The sequence below is a fragment of the Actinoplanes sp. NPDC026619 genome (assembly GCF_040638295.1).
In the GTDB taxonomy this organism is placed as follows: Bacteria; Actinomycetota; Actinomycetes; order Mycobacteriales; family Micromonosporaceae; genus Actinoplanes.
In genome coordinates this window covers 276223-294705 of record NZ_JBEZYA010000008.1, presented here as the reverse complement: position 1 = coordinate 294705, position 18483 = coordinate 276223, and the positions used below count along the sequence as shown (strand labels likewise).

Annotated in this window: 13 protein-coding genes; 9 read left to right on the top strand and 4 right to left on the bottom strand. The window is 72.5% G+C overall.

Going from position 1 to position 18483, the window contains the following annotated elements:
* Positions 1-2 precede the first annotated feature (2 nt).
* Positions 3-815 carry an ATP-binding cassette domain-containing protein gene (locus AB0E90_RS20230; protein WP_360407376.1) on the bottom strand — a complete coding sequence of 271 codons (813 nt, stop codon included), beginning with the start codon at positions 813-815 and terminating at the stop codon, positions 3-5.
* Positions 805-3558: a hypothetical protein gene (locus tag AB0E90_RS20225; RefSeq protein WP_360407373.1), complete on the bottom strand. Its 2754-nt coding sequence runs from the start codon at positions 3556-3558 to the stop codon at positions 805-807. The genes AB0E90_RS20230 and AB0E90_RS20225 overlap by 11 nt, the downstream gene beginning before the upstream one ends.
* Before the next feature lie 125 nt (positions 3559-3683).
* Here AB0E90_RS20225 and AB0E90_RS20220 point away from each other — a divergent pair, with 125 nt between their 5' ends.
* Entirely contained in the window at positions 3684-6308 is a 2625-nt protein-coding gene (locus tag AB0E90_RS20220) for a BTAD domain-containing putative transcriptional regulator (protein WP_360407370.1), read from the top strand.
* On the opposite strand, the gene AB0E90_RS20215 is transcribed toward AB0E90_RS20220, so the two are convergent.
* Together AB0E90_RS20215 and AB0E90_RS20210 are read right to left on the bottom strand one after the other, a co-directional pair.
* Entirely contained in the window at positions 6305-6787 is a 483-nt protein-coding gene (locus tag AB0E90_RS20215) for a helix-turn-helix transcriptional regulator (protein ID WP_360407367.1), read from the bottom strand. The two genes, AB0E90_RS20220 and AB0E90_RS20215, sit on opposite strands and share 4 nt — an antisense overlap.
* Before the next feature lie 35 nt (positions 6788-6822).
* Complete coding sequence (locus AB0E90_RS20210; RefSeq protein ID WP_360407364.1) at positions 6823-7515, bottom strand: hypothetical protein; 693 nt, start codon at positions 7513-7515, stop codon at positions 6823-6825.
* A 145-nt stretch (positions 7516-7660) separates the two neighbouring features.
* Between AB0E90_RS20210 and AB0E90_RS20205 the strand changes: the two genes are divergently transcribed.
* From AB0E90_RS20205 to AB0E90_RS20170, 8 genes are read left to right on the top strand one after another with little or no spacing between them, the layout of a single operon-like run.
* The gene (locus AB0E90_RS20205; protein WP_360407361.1) at positions 7661-7957 is read left to right on the top strand and encodes a WXG100 family type VII secretion target; all 297 of its coding nucleotides are present in this window, start codon (positions 7661-7663) and stop codon (positions 7955-7957) included.
* A gap of 13 nt (positions 7958-7970) precedes the next feature.
* Positions 7971-12314, top strand: a complete 4344-nt coding sequence (locus tag AB0E90_RS20200) for an FtsK/SpoIIIE domain-containing protein (protein WP_360407573.1) — start codon at positions 7971-7973, stop codon at positions 12312-12314.
* Positions 12314-12598, top strand: a complete 285-nt coding sequence (locus AB0E90_RS20195) for a hypothetical protein (RefSeq protein WP_360407358.1) — start codon at positions 12314-12316, stop codon at positions 12596-12598. The genes AB0E90_RS20200 and AB0E90_RS20195 overlap by 1 nt, the downstream gene beginning before the upstream one ends.
* Positions 12595-13773 (top strand): hypothetical protein, encoded by a 1179-nt coding sequence (locus AB0E90_RS20190; protein ID WP_360407355.1) that lies wholly within the window; start codon positions 12595-12597, stop codon positions 13771-13773. The genes AB0E90_RS20195 and AB0E90_RS20190 overlap by 4 nt, the downstream gene beginning before the upstream one ends.
* Complete coding sequence (locus tag AB0E90_RS20185) at positions 13773-14426, top strand: hypothetical protein (protein ID WP_360407352.1); 654 nt, start codon at positions 13773-13775, stop codon at positions 14424-14426. Before AB0E90_RS20190 ends, AB0E90_RS20185 begins: the two co-directional genes overlap by 1 nt.
* On the top strand, positions 14423-15067 hold the full coding sequence (locus AB0E90_RS20180; RefSeq protein WP_360407349.1) for a hypothetical protein: 645 nt from the start codon (positions 14423-14425) through the stop codon (positions 15065-15067). Before AB0E90_RS20185 ends, AB0E90_RS20180 begins: the two co-directional genes overlap by 4 nt.
* On the top strand, positions 15051-16640 hold the full coding sequence (locus AB0E90_RS20175; protein WP_360407346.1) for an RICIN domain-containing protein: 1590 nt from the start codon (positions 15051-15053) through the stop codon (positions 16638-16640). Before AB0E90_RS20180 ends, AB0E90_RS20175 begins: the two co-directional genes overlap by 17 nt.
* 2 nt (positions 16641-16642) lie before the next feature.
* Positions 16643-18001, top strand: a complete 1359-nt coding sequence (locus tag AB0E90_RS20170) for a S8 family serine peptidase (RefSeq protein ID WP_360407343.1) — start codon at positions 16643-16645, stop codon at positions 17999-18001.
* The last annotated feature ends 482 nt before the right edge of the window (positions 18002-18483 follow it).

The window sequence follows — 18483 nt, the reverse complement described above, 5'->3', positions numbered from 1 at the left end:
GATCACTCCGGCCGGTGCAGTTCGACGTGGCCGTCGACGACCGTGACGACGACGTGGCCGTCGGGGAACAGCGGCAGCGCCTCCTCGGGCAGTTGCAGCCGGCCCTGCCCGTCGATCGTCGTGGTGTGTTCGCGGCCGTCCGACGCCATGCCGGTCAGCACCCCGTGGCGCAGGCGCAGCACGGTGTCGGAGGCCGCGGTGGCCCGCGCGTCGTGGGTGGCGAGCACGACGGCGCTGCCCTGTTCGGCGCGGGCCCGCAGCAGCCGCAGCACGAGCGCCGCCGAGTCGTCGTCGAGCTCTGCGGTCGGCTCGTCCGCCACCAGCAGCGCGGGAGCGCCGACGGCGGCCGCCGCCACCGCGAGCCGCTGCTGCTCGCCGCCGGACATGACGGCCGGGCGGGCGGTGGCGCGACGGCCCAGCTCGACCTCCTCCAGCGCGGCGAGGGCGTCGCAGCGCACCCCGCGCAGCCGGGCCATCTGCTCGATCTGGCCGCGCGCGTCCAGTTGCGGGAACAGGCTGTGCGTCGGTCGTTGCGCCACCCAGCCGATCTCCCGGCGGCGCAGCCGTTGCAGCCGCCGGCGGGACAGGCCGGCGACCAGCGTGCCCCGGTGTCGCAGCTCGCCGCCGGCCGGCCGTTCGCGCAGCGCCAGCAGGGCGAGCAGGGTGGACTTGCCGCTGCCGGACGGGCCGGTGATCGCGCTGATCCGGCCGCCGATCACGGTGACGTCGACGCCGCGCAGCGCCTGGGTCGGCCCGGTCGGGGCGGCGTAGAGCTGCAGGAGCTCGCGTCCGTGCAGGAGGGGCTCAGTCGTCACGGTAGGCGTCCTCCTCCGCGCTCCGCGAGCGCACCGTGGTCAGCGCCACGGCCAGGGCGGCGGCCACTCCCGCAGCGCCAAAGGTGATCACGAGGCCGAGTGCGGAGAGCTGGAAGGCGTAACGGGGGAGGAGGCCGGGCTGGTCGTCGAGCAGCCGCCCGCCGAGCGGGGCCAGCGCGGCCACCCCGGCGACCGCGGCGGCGAACCCGACCACCGCCAGCAGCACGAACTCCAGCGCCCGCGCCCGCTGGACCCGGTTGCGGCCGAGACCGACACGGGCCAGCATCAGGTCGGTGGGCCGGCGCAGCACCGCGGTGCGCTGGGCGTAGACGCAGAGGGTCAGGATCGCTAGCAGCGCCAGGTAACCGGCGATCGCGAGCTGGTAGCCACGGGTCCGCTCGGTCGCGATGTAGGTGGCGTCCTGGCGCAGCAGCGTCGCGCTGCTTGCCGACTCGGGCACCACCCCCTTCGCCGCCAGCACCGGTCCCACCGCCGTGCCGCTCCACAGGAAGGTGCGGAAGAGTTGCACGCCGACCGGCAGCCTGGTGCGGGGCCGCAGCCGGGGATCGTCCGGGCCGAGCTTGGCGAACATCGGCGTGGCGGCGACCACGTACATCGGGCGGCCCTGCATGCCGGGGAAGGCGTTGACCCGGGCGGCCACCTCCAGGTCCTTGGTGGCGTCGCCGACCGTCACCCGGATCGTGTCGACGTAGTTGGACGAGGAATCGCCGACCACGATCGCGCGGGCCGAGCCGCTGCCGTCCGTCTCGTCCGCGGTGCCCGGGTCGGCGGCCAGCGCGGCCACCGCCGCGCGGGCCGCGGCCAGGTCGGGGCCGTGCCCCCACATCGCCACGTCGAGGAATCGGGCCGGGTCGATGACCAGCAGATCCTTGCGGAATTCGTCGAGCGGGGTCAGCACGTCGCCGCGCCAGACCACAGTGTTGCCGGCCGGTAGCGGGGGAGTGCGCGCCCCGGGAACCGGCTCGTCCGGCGGCGCCCCGCGCAGCGGGTCGTCGGGCGGCACCGTCACCGCCGCGTCGTCGAGCTCCGGCGAACCGCCGCCCAGGACCGCGACGCTCTCGGCACCGGCGGCCACCGCGATCCGGTCGTCGGCGGAAATCGCGGTGGAGTCCATCGCGGACAGACCGAACAGCAGCATGCCGAGACCCGCGGTCACCACCGTGACGGCGAGCCGGCGTTCGGCGCCCCCCGCGCCCAGCCGGCGGCGAGCCAGCCAGACCACCGCCCGGCCCGGCGCGGACGGCAGCCGGGAACCGCCGGCGAGGCGCCCCGGCAGCCATCCGGCGAGCACCCCGACGGCCGCCAGGACCAGCAGCGGAACCAGCAGATCGACGCCCTTGGCACTGCGCCCGGCGCTGATCAGGCTGCCCGCGGCGACCAGGGCGACGACCACGACCATCGGGGCCCAGGGCAGCGGCCGCCGTGCGGTTGCCGGGGGCGACGGCCGTACCCGCCGAAGTGCCGCCAGCGCACCCACGCACCCAACCGTGAGCAGACCCGCCAGCGCAACCATGGCGCCGGTGGTCGCCGCAGGCCCGAGCGATTCGGCCAGAGCGCCCGGCGGACCCAGCCGGAGCACCAGTTGCCAGGCGGCCAGCCAGCCCAGAGCGGCGCCGAGGGCGGCCGGCAGCAGATGCTCGAGCAGCCAGAGCCCGCCGACCCGCAGCGGCGACATCCCGGCGGCGATCTCGTGCCGGATCTCCCGATCGCGGCGGCGGGCCGACAGCAACGCCACGGCCAGCACCGATGCGAGGCCGACCCCGTTCGCCGCCCACTCCACCGGCCGGGTCCGCTGCCGCACCGTCTCGGTGGTGGCCTGGGCGGTCGCGACGATCCGGCCGATGCCGCTGGCGAACCGCAACGCGAGCAGATCGTCACCGTTGGCCGGCGGCCGAGTCGCGTACTTGCGGCGGACCTCCTCCAGGCCGTCGGCGGTGCGTTTCGCCTCGGCGAGGGTCGCGCCGGGCGCGAGCGCCGCCTCGACCGACCAGAAGATCTGGTCATGCGTCGCCTGCGCCAGGCGTTCTACCGTCGGCACATCACCGACCAGGAGGTACGCCGGAAGCGTGCGGTACTCGGTGTCGTCGGGCAGGTCGCTGCGCCGGAGCCCCCACTTGGGGCCGGTCGGCAGTCGCCCGGCGCCGTCGACCGCGTAGACCCCGCCGACCGGCACCGACACCTGCACCGGCTTGGCCCGGTTGCCGACCTGCAGGGCGAGCACGATCTGGTCGCCGGGACGCACGCCCAGCTCGGTGGCCATCGGCTGGGGGAGCCAGAGCCCATCCTGCCCGGCCGGGGTGCCGACCAACTCCTCGGCAGGCGTTCCGACCGCGAACAACCGGCCGCGCTCGTGCTTGCCGCCGGCGTTGACCGTGAAGCTCCAGAACTTGGGCGCGGCCAGCTCCGCGCCGATCGACCCGCCGGTCATGTCCGGCTCGGTCAGGCCCGGCACCCGGCGCAGGTCGGCGACGACCGACTGCTGGTCGAAGCTCTTCGGACCGACGTCGGCCGACATGCGCACGACCGCCGCATCGCTCTGCCGGGCCGCCGCGACCTCGCCGAGGCGCACCCGGAAGGCGGCGTTGTCGGAGGCCTCGGCGAACATCTGGCCCGCCGCACCGGCCGCGGCCAGCACTCCGAAGGCGGCGACGATCAGCAGGGACCAGGCCCGCTGACGTAGTCCGCCCAGAACCGCGGCCGAGGTGAGGCGGTCGACGAGCATGATCCCCCGAAGCTAATACATCGTCGCTCGCCGTGCTGGCCCGGTCGCTTATGGGCACTTAGTCCGCAAAGCCTTCTGCGCTATCGTTACCGCCGCTCTGTCAGCCTGTCGCGAGGAGAGCTGCGGTGTTGCGGATCGAGGGCCTCGGATCGTTCCGCGCCTACGTCGACGGCGACGAGATCGACCTCGGGCCGCCCAAGCAGCGGGCCGTCTTCGCGGTGCTCGCGCTGTGCGCCGGGTCGACCGTTTCCCGGAGTCAGCTCGTCGACGCGATCTGGGGCGAGGCGCCGCCGGCCACGGCGGCGGGCAGCCTGCACACCTATCTCTCCGGGCTGCGCCGCGCGCTCGGGCCGGCCCAGGACCGGTTGGTCAGCAGCCGGGCCGGTTACTGCCTGCGGCTGGAGCGGGACGAGTTCGACGTCACCGCCGCCACCGAGAGCGAGACCTGGCCCGCGGGCACGCCCTTCGTCGGAGTTCCCGGGCCGTACGTGGCGCAGGCCCGCGACCGGCTGATCGGGTTGCGGCTGCAGGCGTTGATCGGGCACGCCGAGGGAGCCACTTCGGGCACTCTTCCGGGCGTGATCGACCGGCTGCTCGCCGAAATCCCGGCGCACCCGTTCGACGAGCGGCTCCGCGGCGTGCTGATGACCGCGCTGCACCGGGGCGGCCGCACCGCCGACGCCCTGGCCCAGTTCGAGGAGCTGCGCCGCACGCTCGCCGCCGAGCTGGGCATCGGCCCGTCCCCGGCCACCCAGGCGATCCACGCCGAGATCCTGGCCGACGACCGCCTGGCTTCGCCGCCACTGCCCGCGCAGCTCCCGCACGACAACGACGCCTTCGTCGGGCGGACCGAGGAGTTGCTGACCCTGCTGGCGCCCCGCCGGCGGATCGTCATGATCGTCGGGGTCGGCGGGATCGGGAAGACCACCCTCGCCGTCCGGGCCGGGCACCTGCTGCGGGACAGCTATCCCGGCGGTCAGGTCTACATCAACCTGCGCGGATTCGACCCGTCGCACGCCGCGCTCACCCCCGAGGCCGCCCTGCACCAGTTGCTGACCTCGATCGGCGCGAAGAACGTGCCGAGCGGCCGCGAGCAGCGGGCCGCGCTGTGGCGCAGCATGCTCGCCGACCAGCGGATGCTGCTGGTCCTCGATAACGCCGCCTCCACCGAGCAGGTCGAGGACCTGCTGCCCGGCAGCGGCGACTGCTTCGTCGTGGTGACCAGCCGCAACCGGCTCTCCGGGCTGGCCGTGCGGCACTCGGCGCATCGGATCCTGCTCGGCCGGCTCAGCGACGACGAGTCGGTGAGCCTGCTCAGCACCCTGATCGGGGCCGACCGGGTGCGCGCCGAGCCGGACTCCGCCCGTCGTCTTTCGCAATTGTGTGATCGTTCACCGTTCGCCCTGCAGATCGCGGCCGAGCAGGTCGTGTCGACCGCGGGAGTGGCCATCACCGACGTGGCCCAGCAGTTGGCCGACGTGCAGCACCGGCTGGACGCGCTGCAGTTGGCCGACGACGCGCTCTACTCCGTACGCGGCGTCCTGTCCTGGTCGTTCGCGGCGCTCGGCGCTGATGAAGCCCGTGCGTTCCGCCTCCTCGGCGTCTTTCCCGGGCCGAGCGTGACCGGCCCGAGCGCGGCGGCGCTGTTCGGCTCGGACGTCGAACGGGCCGAGACCCTGCTCGACAAGCTGTGCGCGCTCTGCCTGCTGGAACAGGACGACGATCGGTACACCATGCACGACCTGGTCCGGGCGTACGCCGCGGAACTCGCCGGCGAGCTCACGCCGGACGACCGTGGGGCCGCGCTGGCCCGGGCCCTCTCCTGGTACCGCGCCAGCCTGTCCAAGATCGGCGATCGCGAGGTGGGCCGCGGCGCGCCGACCGAGCCGCCGCAGACCGACGTCCCGCCGGTTCTCTTCGCCGGGCAGAGCGAATCCCTGCGCTGGTGCGGCATCGAATGGCAGAACATCGCCGCGCTGGTCCGGCGGGCCGGCCGCAACGGGCAGTACGGCGCGGCCTGGCACCTGACGCTCCTGCTGTTCGACTACTTCTACGCGGCCGGTCGCCCCCTCGAATGGCTGGAGCTGCTGCGGGTCGGCATGCGCGCCGCCGAGAACGACGACAACCAGGTGGCCCGCGCGATGATGTTCAACCACCGCAGCGTCGCCTATTCGCGGCTCGGGCAGAACGACACCGCGGTCGAGCAGTTGCGCCTCGGTCTCGAACTGCTCGACCGGCCGGCCGACTGGCAGCACCGGATCAGCCTGCTCGGCAATCTCGCGTCGACGCTGCGCGAGGCCAAGGAGTACGACGCGGCCCGGCAACCGGCCCAGGAGGCCCTCGAACTCGCCCGCCGGGAGGGCATCGACTACTACCTGGCCGCCACCCACGACGTGCTCTGCGAGCTCAACGCGGAGACCGGGCGGTGGGCCGAGGCGATCGAGGAGGGCCTGCCCGGCCTCGACTACGCCCGCAAGTCACGCAGCCAGCTCGTCGAGGCGAACCTGCTGATCAACATCGCGCTGGCCCAGCACGGTCTCGGCCGGCAGGAGCTGGCCGAGGAGACATTCGCCCAGGCGCTGCGGATCAGCGAGGAGGCCGGCGACCGCTACCACGAGGGGCTGGCCCTGTTCGGCCTGGCCCGGCTGGGTGCGGGCGCCGGCCTGGCCCGCCGCGCGCTGGCCCGCTTCGAGGAGCTGGACGCCGAGGAGGCGGGCGAGGTCCGCGCCTATCTGGCGGCTTTAACTTAAGCCGTACGCTGCCAGATCAGCACCGCCTCGACGCGGTTGCGGGCGCCCAGCTTCGTGAAGATCCGGTTGACGTGGTTCTTCACCGTCTTCGGCTGCACCCGGAGCAGGCCGGCGATGTCGGTATTGGACCGGCCGCGGCTGATCCAGTCCATCACCTCGGCCTCCCGCGGCGACAGCGGGCGACGTTTCCTCTCCACCGTCTTGCGACCACTCGGCACCAGCGCGAGCCGATATCGAGCGGTGGCCGGGTCCCGGCGCCGCGTGTGCGGACCGGCCAGCCCGTTGAGGGCCTCGGCGAGGGCGCCGCTGGCGGGCGCGACACCGCTGCCGGGGGTGACGACGACGTCGACCGAGGGCAGGCCCTCGATCTCGACGTCCAGGCCTTTGCTGGCGAACTCGTGGCGGATGTGCGCGAGGATCTCCGGACTGGAGATCGCGATGCGCACCTTGCCACCCGGTTTGGGGGGAACCGTGATCACGACGCAAGTTTGAAGCGCCGTTCTTCACGAATCCTTCATGCGTCCAATTCGGGCAAACTGAGCAGGCCCGTTTCGAGCGTGCTGTCGGCGTTCACGGTGAAACGCCACGTCGCGTCCTCGACACCGACAGCGACCACCGCCCACCGTCGCAACGGCTCGCTGAGCAGCCGTTCGACGTGATAGGTGTCGCGCCCCAGCGGCCGGTCGGCGAACAGCAGGATTCCGGTCGCCTGGTCCAGCACCGCCGAGACCTCGACGAGGCGGGACACGTCCCAGCCACCGAAGTCGGTGTCCGGCGGAAAGCCCACCCGGATCACCTGCGCGCCGGCCGACCACGGACTGGTGGTGAGCCGCCGCGACCACGAGCGGACCAGGTTGCGGGCCCGATCGGGATCGCCCTCGACGCTGATCAGGCCGTCCGCCTGGGCGAGGTTGAGCAAAAGCCGGCCAGTGCCGGTGTCGCCGGCCGAGACCAGCAAGGGATAGGGCTCCGGGATCCGGTCGTCCACCACCGCCGTCTCCAGCCACGGCAGCGCCGCCAGCCAGGTGCGGCCGAAGTCGGCGACCTCCCAGCCCGGCGGTGGCATCTCGTCCGGTGTGGTCAGCCGCAGCGTCACCGACTCCGGGCCCAGAATCACCGCGCCGACCGGTGGGACCGGGCGGAACTCCGCGCATCCGGCCGCCAGGACGCGCAGCGCATGGTCGACGATCCAGGCTCCACTTCTCACGCCGGAATCGTCAGCGGCGTGGTCCCGGCTGTCAACGCGGGACCTGGGCCCATGGGCCCACATTCGCGCACTTCGATCTGGACCGCGCCCGGGAAGGGTTCCTACGTTGGGCAGCGTTGATCGAACTTCTCGAAGGGACCACCCGATGGCGAACCTCAACATCACCTACACGGAGATGTCGGACAGCGCGACCCGGATGCGCAACAACAAGAACGAGATCGACTCCCGGCTCACCGAGTGCAAGGGGATCGTGGACAACCTGACCGGCTCCGGGTTCGTCACCGACCAGGCGTCCGGCAAGTTCGACGAGGTCCACACCGAGTTCGTGAACGCCGCGAACGAGCTGATGGAGAACCTCGACCTGCTCTCCGAGTGGCTGGACAAGGCGGTCGAGGCGCTGCGCGACATGGACACGCAGCTGGCCGGCTCGCTGAACAAGTAAGACTGCCGTGCGCATGCTGATCACGCTCGCGGCGCCGGCAACGTCGCCCGAGACGTGGTCGGCCGACGTGGTCGTGGACGCCGACCCCGCCACCCCGGTGCGGGACATCGTCAAGAACCTGCTCGACAGCCTCGACGTGTCCCATGCGCAGGGCCGGATCCACCTCGACGACCGGCCGCTCGACCTCGACCTGCCGTTGTCCGCCAGTGGCGTGCACGACGGTTCGGTGCTGTGGGTCGGCGGGCCGGGCCCGGCGCCGTACGCGACCGGCGGTCTGGTCACCATCCGGGCCGTGACCGGCGCCGGCGCCGGGCGGATCTGGTCGCTCGGCCCGGGCGAACACCGGGTCGGCTCGGCCGCGAACTGCACCGTCCGGCTGGATGATCTGCCGCCGGTGGCGGTGGTCGTCCGGGTCACCTTCGACGCCGACGTGCACGTCCGCGGCGTCGCCGGCGGCTTGCTGCTGGACCGCGAAGAGTTGGCCGCGGACGAGGCCGACTGGCGGCAGACCGCGCAGCTGATCGCGGGCGCCACCGCTCTGGAAGCGCACCCGGTGCTGGTCCCGGACGCGATGATCGAGCCGTCGCCGGACAGCGAGTACCTCGACTACAACCGCCCGCCGCGGCTGCTGCCGCCGGTCCGCCCGGACCGGTTCAAGATCCCGCAGGAGCCGAAGGCGCCGAACCCGAACGCCCTGCCGTGGCTGGCCGCCGCGCTGCCGGCCGCGTTCGGCATCGTCATGTCCACCGTGCTGCGCAACCCGATGTACCTGATGTTCGCGGCGATGTCGCCGGTCATGGTGCTCGGCAACTGGTGGCAGTCGCGCCGTCAGGGCGGTCGCACTTATCGCACCCAGGTCGCCGAGCACAAGGCGCGGGTGGCCGCGATCGAGGCCGACATCGCCGAGACGATCGTGCTGGAACGCCACGACCGCCGGGTGGCCAGCCCCGACCCGGCCGAGCTGCTGATCGTGGCCACCGGCCCGCGGTCCCGGCTGTGGGAGCGGCGCCGCACCGACCCCGACCACCTGATGGTCCGGATCGGCGTGGCCGACCTGCCCAGCATGATCAAAGTGGACGAGGCCGGCCAGGACCGGCGGCAGGACCGGCAGCTGTACGACGTACCCGTCGCGTTCTCGATCGTGCAGGCCGGCGTCGTCGGCGTAGCCGGCCGCGCCGAGTGGCCGCGCCGCCTCGCCCGCTGGCTGGTCGGCCAGCTCGCGGTCGCGCAGAGCCCCCGTGACCTGCAGCTCTACGTGCTCACCGACCCGTCCGGCGGCGAGGTGTGGGAGTGGGCCGCCTGGCTGCCGCACACCCGCCCGCTGCTCGGCCAGCAGACCCTGACCCTGCTCGGCACCGACGCCGAGACGATCGCCCGCCGCATCGCCGAGCTGAGCGAGCTGATCGAGGCCCGCCGCCAGGCCCGCCTGACCGCCGGCTCGCAGGTCGCGTTCGGCGACCCGGACGTGGTCGTGGTGCTGGACGGCGCCCGCCGGCTGCGCTCGCTGCCCGGCGTGGTCTCGATCCTGCTCGGCGGCCCGGCCGTCGGTGTCTACTTCATCTGCGTCGACAGCGACGAGCGCACCCTGCCGGAGGAGTGCACGACCGTGGTGGTCGGCGGCGACGGCCTGCCCACCACCCTGCGCCAGCAGCGGGCCGCGATGATCGAGGGCATCCGGGTCGACGAGGTGGTCGACGACTGGTTCCCGACCACCGGCCGGCGGCTCGCCCCGGTCCGCGACGTCAGCGACACCCACGCCGACGCGGCGCTGCCACCGGCCGCGCGCCTGCTCGAGGTGATCGGCCTGGAGGATCCGTCGCCCGCCGTGATCAGCGGCCGGTGGACCGCCGCGCCGCGCAGCACCCGGGCGGTGGTCGGCTACAGCCTGGACGGCCCGTTCGCGCTCGACCTGGTGCAGCACGGCCCGCACGGCCTGGTCGCCGGCACCACCGGCTCCGGCAAGTCGGAGTTCCTGCAGACCGTGGTCGCGTCGCTGGCCGTGGCGAACCGCCCGGACTCGATGAACTTCGTGCTCGTCGACTACAAGGGCGGCGCCGCGTTCAAGGACTGCGTCGACCTGCCGCATACCGTCGGCATGGTCACCGACCTCGACACCCACCTGGTCGAGCGGGCGCTGACCTCGCTCGGCGCCGAGCTGACCCACCGGGAGCACCTGCTCGCCGCGGTCGGCGCCAAGGACCTCGAGGACTACCTCGACTACTCGACCCGGCGGGCGGTTCCCGAGGCCATCCCGCGGCTGCTGATCGTCATCGACGAGTTCGCGTCGATGGCCCGCGAGCTGCCCGACTTCGTCACCGGCCTGGTCAACATCGCGCAGCGGGGCCGGTCGCTCGGCATCCACCTGATCCTGGCCACCCAGCGCCCCAACGGCGTGGTGAACGCGGAGATCCGCGCCAACACCAACCTGCGGATCGCGCTGCGGGTGACCGACGCGGGGGAGAGCGCCGACGTGATCGACGCCCGCGAGGCGGCCAGCATCTCGGCGGCGACGCCGGGCCGCGCGTACGCCCGGCTCGGGCACAGCTCGCTGATCCCGTTCCAGACCGGCCGGGTCGGCGGCCGCCGGCCACAACAGAACGCGGCCGAGGTCGTGGTCGCGCCGTTCCTGCACCAGGTGGGCTGGCAGGACCTGGGCCGTCCGGTGCCGCAGCGGCCCCGGGTCGCCGGCGAGGCCGACGAGGCCACCGACCTGTCGGTGCTGGTCGGGGTGATCCGCCAGACCAGCGACATGCTCGGCCTGCGCCCGCAGCGCCGCCCGTGGCTGCCGGCGCTGCCGCTGGTGACGGTGGCCGACCTGGAGTCCTTCACCTGGGGCGTGCAGGACCTGCCGCGCACGCAGCAGCAGGTGCCGCTGACGATCGACCTGGACACCTTCGACCACCTGCACATCGTCGGCGCGCCCCGGACCGGCCGGTCGCAGGCGCTGCGCACCATCGCCACCGCCGCGGCCTCCGTCTTCAGCGTCGCCGACCTGCACCTGTATGGCCTGGACTGCGGCAACGGCGCGCTGCTGCCGATGACGAGGTTCCCGCACACCGGCGCGGTCGCCCAGCGCACCGACGTGGAGCGGTCCAGCCGCCTGCTGCGCCGCCTGCACGAGGAGGTGCAGCGCCGGCAGCGGCTGCTCGGCGAGGGCGGTTTCGCCGACGTGACCGAGCAGCGCGCGGCCAGCCCGGCTGCCGAGCGGCTGCCGCACATCCTGCTGCTGCTCGACCGCTGGGAGGGGTTCATGGGAACCCTCAGCGAGCACGACAGCGGCAGCCTGCTCGACCTCGTCTACATCCTGATGCGCGAGGGCGCCAGCGCCGGCGTGCACCTGATCGTGGCGGGTGACCACAGCCTGCTCAGCGGCCGGATGAGCTCGCTCTGCGAGGAGAAGCTGGTGCTGCGGCTCTCCGACCGCAGCGACGCCACGATGGCCGGGCTCAACCCGCGCAAGATCCCGGAGAACCTGCCGCCCGGCCGCGGCTACCGCGCGAACAGCGCGACCGAGGTGCAGGTGTCGCTGATCGCCGCGGACCCGAGCGGCCCGGCGCAGGTCGCCGCGATGCACGCGATCGCGCTCCGGCTCGCCGAGCGCGAGGAGGCCGTGCCGCGCGAGCTGCGGCCGAACAAGATCGCCGTGATGCCCACCGGGCTCACCTTCGAGCAGGCCTGGACCCAGGTGCGGCCGCGGCCCGGCTTCGCGCTGATCGGCGTCGGTGGCGACGAGCTCGCGCCGGTCGGCATGGACCTGCTCACCGACCAGCCGACGTTCCTGATCGCCGGCCCGTCCCGCTCCGGCCGCAGCACCGCGCTGCGCGTCATGGCCGAGTCGCTGCTGCGCTCCGGCAGCGAGTTGGTCATCGGCGCGCCGATGCGGACCCCATTGACCGAGCTGGCCGGTCGCCCCGGCGTGCGCGGCGTCATCAGCGGGGACAGCCCCACCGAGGACGAGTTCGCCGCGCTGCTCGATCCCGGCGAAGGGACCGGCGAAGGGCCGGGCGACGGCCACGTCGTGCTTCTCATCGACGACGCCGAGGCGTGGCGCGACGTGCCCTGCCGGGACTGGCTGCGCACCTTCGTCCGCAGCGCCTCCGGCCGGCAGCGGGCGATAGTCATCGCCGGTGAGATCAACTCGGTGGCGATGGGCTTCTCCGGCTGGCAGGTGGAGGTCAAGAAGAACCGGCGCGGCGCGTTGCTCTCCCCGCCGACCCTCAGCGCCGGCGACCTGGTCGGCGTCCGCCTGTCCCGGGCTCACCTGGCCGAGCGGGTGGTGCCCGGAAGCGCCCGCGTGCACCTGGGCGACGGCAGCCTGCAGACCATTCAGATTCCGAGCGTAGAAGCGGTGATGTGATGGCCGACATCGTGGTCAAGGACCTGGCCGACCTGGCCCGGGACCTCAGCGAGCTGATCGGGCAGTTCGAGGGCGCGCTGGACTTCCAGGACGAGTTCAAGGGGCACTGGGGCCAGCTCAACGCGAACCTGTCGATGGGCGACTTCGCCGACAACTGGACCGGCAGCCGCGACAAGATGGTCGAGGCGATGAAGAAGTTCCGCGACTCGGTCGAGGGCGCCGACCAGGCCTGGGCCGAGGCCGAGGCGAAGATGTCGGCCAGCCTCGACGAGGGCCAGAAGTGAGCCGGCTCAGCACGCTCAAGTCGGCCGACCCCGCCGAGATCGACGCGGCGCAGAAGCGCTACGAGCACATCTCGATGACCATCGACGACGCGGTGGCGAAGCTGCAGAAGATCGTCGACGCCGGCGACGAGGGCCTGCGCGGTCAGTGGGTGGAGCCGCTCAAGGAAGACGCGCAGTCCCTCAAGGACAGCCTCAGCAAGGCCGCGGTGCGCTACCGCGACGTGGCGAACGAGGCCAAGAAGTACGAGCCGGACCTGCAGCACGCGATCGACGAGGTGGGCGCGGCCGAACGGGACGAGTCGACCGGCACGGATTCGCTCTCCAAGGCCAACATGCTGCCCGATCCGCAGAAGGACGAGCACGGCAACATCCCGCCCGAGGAGCAGCAGAAGGGCGCCGACAAGACCCGCGCGCAGGACGAGGCGAACGCCGACATCACCGCGGCGAAGAACCGGCTGAACTCCGCGCTGGACGCTCTCGACGTGGCCGGCAAGCGCTTCGGCGATGCGGTGAACGAGAAGCGGTACAACGACGGCCTGACCGACAAGATCAACTGGCGGGTGATGGCCATCTTCAAGAAGATCAGCGAGATCTTCGGGATCATCGCGATGGTCCTGACCGCGCTGGCCTTCCTGATACCCGGGCTCAACGTGCTCGCGATAGCCGGGTTCGCGGCCGGCGCCGTACTCCTGGTGGCCGACAGCATTCTGCTGGCCGGCGGCGACGGCAGCGTGCTCAGCGTCGTTCTCGACGCGGTCGGGCTCGGCTTCGCCGGCCTCGGCGCGGCGTTCGGCGCGTTCGGCAAGTCGATCGAGGGCTTCACCAAGTTCCTCAAGGGCCTGCCCTACCTGAAGTTCAAGCCGGTCCTCGGCCCGAACGGCCAGATCATCGAGCTGTTCGACTTCACCAAGCCGCTCATGATCGGGGCCGGCAAGCCCGGCTTCTTCGACATCGCGAAGAGCTGGCTGAACGGCCTGTTCGACCTGAGCTCGCTGAAGAACCTCGGCTTCCTCAGCAGTCTCGGCAGCTTCGGCAGCCTGTTCAGCGGGCTGGCCGGCGGTCTCAAGTGGATCTTCGCCTCGTGGGGCGGCTTCAACCAGATCTTCAACCTCGCGGCCGGCCTGATCATCGCGGGCCTGCAGGCCACCTCCAACCCCGCCTTCGAGAACGCCTGATGACCGCGCCACGGATCGACCTCGACATCTCCTGGTACTGGGATTACGTGCCGCCCGCCGCCGACGAGGTGTGGACCGCCACGGTGCACGACCTGCTCTCCGAATGGGTGGGCGCCAAGGTGGCCGCCGCCCGGGCGGCCTGGCCGGCCGACGCCGACGAGGAATTCCCGTTCACCGCCGAGGACATGGGTGCGGCGGTGGCCCGCGACCTGGTGGAGCGGGCCGGCTCGCTGGAGACGAACTGCCGGCTGATCTGGGGCGCCGGGTTCGTCGGCGACGACCCGCGCTGGCTGCCGCTGCTCGTCCTGGCGGAGTTCCGCGAGGCCCGGCCGGAAGACCCGGCCTATCTCATGGCCACGGTGGGTGCGGACGGTTTTCCCGATGACGTACGGGCGCCGCAGGTCGACTACGTGACGACCGAAAAAGGCGATGGCGTACGGGTTTTCGCGCTCGCCCGATCCGAGGGCGAGGGCCTGCACGGCCGGGTCAACGCCGCCCTGCGCCTTCAGATCGCGGCCGGCGAGGTCGACGTCCTGCTGAGCACCCGGGTCAGCGGCCTGGACAAGCTCGCGGTGATCGGTCCCGGAGTGGAATCGATCATGCACATGATCGCCGCCGACCCGCCACAGTTCCGTTCGCCGGAGGTCTCATGATCGACTTCGAGCTCATCGTGCCCGAGGGCTGGGTGCACGTGCCCACCACGCCGGGACTGAGCAAGGTCCGGGAACGCACCATCGAGGCGATCGTCCGGCACGCCCTGCCCGACACGCTGCCCCGCGACAAGGCCGGCCCGTGGCGGCGCATGCTCCGCCAGGAGCTCACCGTCGCCACCGACGAGGCGGAGCGCCAGGGTGCCCGCGCGGTCGTGCTGCCGGTGACCGAGATGCACGGCATGCGGATGCCCGGCACGCTCCTGCTGTCGGTCATCGAGGACACCGACACCCCGGCCGGCCCGCGGTCGGTGCTGGACGCGATGCTCGCCGACGCCGGCCCGGACGGGATGGCGCTGGAGATCGACGGCAACCCGGCGGTCCGGATCCGCCAGGTCGTCGACAGCGGTCCGATCAAACGCAAGGCCCCAGCCGTACGCGTCAATTATTTCGTTGCCGCTCCCGGCGCACCCGGCGTCTGGGGAGTCCTGACCTTCACCGTCCTGAGCGACGGTGACGTCGACGCCGAGCCGGTGCGGGCGATCGTCCTGCTCTTCGACGCGGTCGTCGGCACCCTGCGCTGGGCCGACGACGTGGCCGTCCCGACCGAGGAGGAGTTGCTCGCACATGGTCCGGTTGCCTAGGCCGAGCCGTCCGGTGGTGCTGGGCGTCGTTCTGGGACTGGTCGTCCTGACCGCGGCCGGCGGTTTCGCCGCCCGGCAGGCGGCCAACGCCGCCGCGCCGCTCGCCGGCAACCAGCTCTCCGCCCCGGACGTGCGGATTCTGGTCAGCGCCGCGTCCTCGTGCAGCGCGCTGACCCCGGCCCGGCTGGCCGGTCAGGTCATGGTCGCCTCGCACTTCGGCAGCCGGCCGGTCGACGAGATGAGCGACGGCGGCGCGACCGGCGTGGCCGCGCTGACCCCGGCGCAGTGGCAGGAGAACGTGCCGTGGTCCGGCGCCGACCCGGCCGACCGCTCGGCCGCCATCACCGCCCTCGCCCACCTCACGTGCCGGCTCGTCGGGCAGGCCCGCACGGTCAAGCTGACCGAGGACCCGTGGCGAGTCGCGCTGGCCGCGCACAAGGTCGGCATGGAGAAGGTGGTGGCCGCCGGCGGCATCCCTGACGACGCCAAGGACTACGTGGACAAGGTGGAGCGGTACGCCGCCTGGTACACCCTGCAGCCCGCCCTCGCGGTGGCGCCGACCGCCGGCTCCTCGACCGGGGCGGTGCCCGACGCGTACGTGAAGGTCGTCGCCGACGCCGGGAAGATCTGCACCGACATGCCGCCCGCCCGGATCGCCGCCCAGATCATGCTGACCTCCGGCTTCAACCCGGCCAAGGTCGGCGCGACCGGCGAGCAGGGCATCGCGCAGTTCCTGCCGCACGTCTGGTCGTACACCGTCCAGGACGCCGCCACCAAGTCGCCGTGGGACCCGTCGGTGGCCATCCCGGAGCTCGCCCGCACCATGTGCAAGCTGCTCGAACGCGCCGGCGGTCAATACCCGGCCGCGCTGACCGCGTTCAACCCCGGTGCCACCACGTCGGCCGAGGCGATGACCAAGGCGCAGACCGAGTACGCCAAGGACACCCGCCTGCAGCTGCCGAAAGCGGGGCCCACCACCACGGCGCCGTCCTCCGCCGCCGCCCCCTCGTCCGCAAAACCCAAGCCGAGCAAGACCTCGCCGACCCCGTCCCGGGACCAGCCGGCGATCAAGGCCGCCGACGTCGGCGGGCACAACAGCTACGGCCCGTACTTCATCCTGAACTTCGCCACCAAGATGTGCATCGACCTGCCCGGCTACGGCGCGGGCACCCGGGACGGCCCGGTCGCCCAGTTCACCTGCGCCAAGACCGGCGACGACAACCAGGAGTGGACGTTCGAGCCGCGCGGGGTCGACGGCGACGGCTTCGAGCTCTACTGGATCCGCAACCCCGAAGACGGCTTCTGCATCGATCCGCCCACCGCCGAGGCGGTCGCCTCGGGCACCGAGCTGAACGAGTCGGGCTGTTTCGACCAGGACAACCAGTACTTCCGCCTGGAGCCGAAGCGCTCCGCGAACGGCTTCACCTACTACTGGCTGCGCAACACCGTCGCCGGCATGTGCATCGACGTGCCCGGCTCCGGCGACGGCGGTGCCAACGCCCGGCTCGCGCTGGTGCCCTGCCTGGCCAACGACGACCACGACTGGGCCCTCGTGCAGAAGTCGGAGTGGTGACGATGAAGCTTCCTTTCTTTCTTCTGGCCGTCATGCCGATCTTCCTGGCGACCCCGGCTCAGGCCGCACCGTCCGCGAACCAGATCTATTACACGGTGGCCGCTTCCCGGCAGGGTTCGCCGGAAGACCTGTGGGAGATCGCCACCCGCTTCCTGGGCAGCCCGTCGCGGGCGAGCGAGATCCTTGAGCTGAACTCGGGCCGGCTGCAGCCCGACGGCGACCGCCTCGCCGACGCCAGCCGCCTGCACGAGGGCTGGCAGTTGATCCTGCCGTGGGACGCGGTCGGCAACGAACTGCACCACGGCCCGCTGCCCGCGACCGCCGGCTCGTCCTCGGGCTGCAACTCGGGCGACCAGACCGCGTCCTCCTGGGCACAGGCTCTGCTCACGCCGAAGAAGGCGTGGACGGTGGCGAACGGCGCCGGCGTCCAGGTCGCGATCATCGGCTCCGGTGTGGACGGCGCCGTCCCCGCCCTGGCCGGCCGGGTGACCGCGGGCGCCGACGTGGCCACCGGAACCGCCCGCGGCGACACCGCCTGCGACGGCACCGGCACCCCTCTGGCCGGCCTGGTCGCCGGCGACGACGACCTGGGCGTGGCCCCCGGCGCACAGATCTTCCCGGTGAAGGTCGGCACCGACCCGAGCCAGGCGGCCACCGGCATCCGGGTCGCCGCCGCCGCGGGCGCCCGGGTCATCCTGGTCAGCGCCGACGTTGCTGCCGCCGACCCGCAGGTCCGCGGCGCCATCAGCGACGCGATCTCACAGGACGCGGTGGTGGTCGTGCCCGCCTCGGCCGGCGCCACCAAGGCCGACGGCATGCTGCGAACCGGCGCGATCGGCCAGGACCGCAAGCCGGCCACGGACTACCCGGCGGACGCGGTGGACCTGCTGGCCCCCGGCCTCGACGTGGCAAGCATCGGCGGCACGGTGAGCGGCCCCGAGTACGCCGCCGCCTTCGTAGCCGGCACCACGGCCCTGGTCCGCGCGGCTCACCCGGAACTCCACGCCGCCGAAGCAGCCGCCCGGGTGCTGGCGACGGTCGCCGACGGCGTGGTCAGCCCGGTAGCCGCGGTGACGACCCCGCTGCCGACCGGCGTCGGCGCGAACGCCGCCGCGAAGGCCCCGTCCAGCGGCCTGGGCACGCTGAGCCAGGTGCTGCTGTGGACCGCGGTGGCCCTGGCCGTACTCCTGCTGGTGCCGTTCCTGCTCCAGCGCCCGGCCCGCCAGGCGGCCCGCTTCTGGTCCGCCCGCCAGGCCCGCCGAAACCGCCCCCGCCCGACCGACGACAACGAAGACCCCTTCTGGGACCCACCCACGAGCGTAGGCGCCGGCGATCCACCCACCCAGGTGAACGCAAGATAGCCTCCGGGTCTTCAACCAAGCCGGAGGACCCGATGGCGGCCCTCCGGCTTGGTTCAGATCTGTCCGTCGAGGGTCCGGGACAGCTACCTGTTCCTCCGGCGTTCCCGGCGGGTGGCAGCAAGGTTGATCACGGCGGCGGCGAGGCCGGCCAGGGCGCCGAGTGCGGTGGCAATGCTGGTCAGGGTGTGCATCTGTCGGTGTCCCATCACTGGTGGTGGTCCCGGGGCGGCCGCTCCGTGCTGACTCCACTAAGCCTTGTGGCCCGCACGCTGACGGGACTGTGCGCCGCCGTACGCAGCTTCGCTGCCGAGCGGCGATACGGTGGGTGCGCAGGCTGGTCGTTGGTGGCAGCGGACACGCTGAACGCACACCGATCGCACAGCAAGGACTTCGTGACAGAAGGGCTGTCAGGACCGGATGGCGGCAGGGCGGAGCGGGCGGGGAAGGCCGATCGACCAGCAGGCGTGGCCGGTCTCCGGATC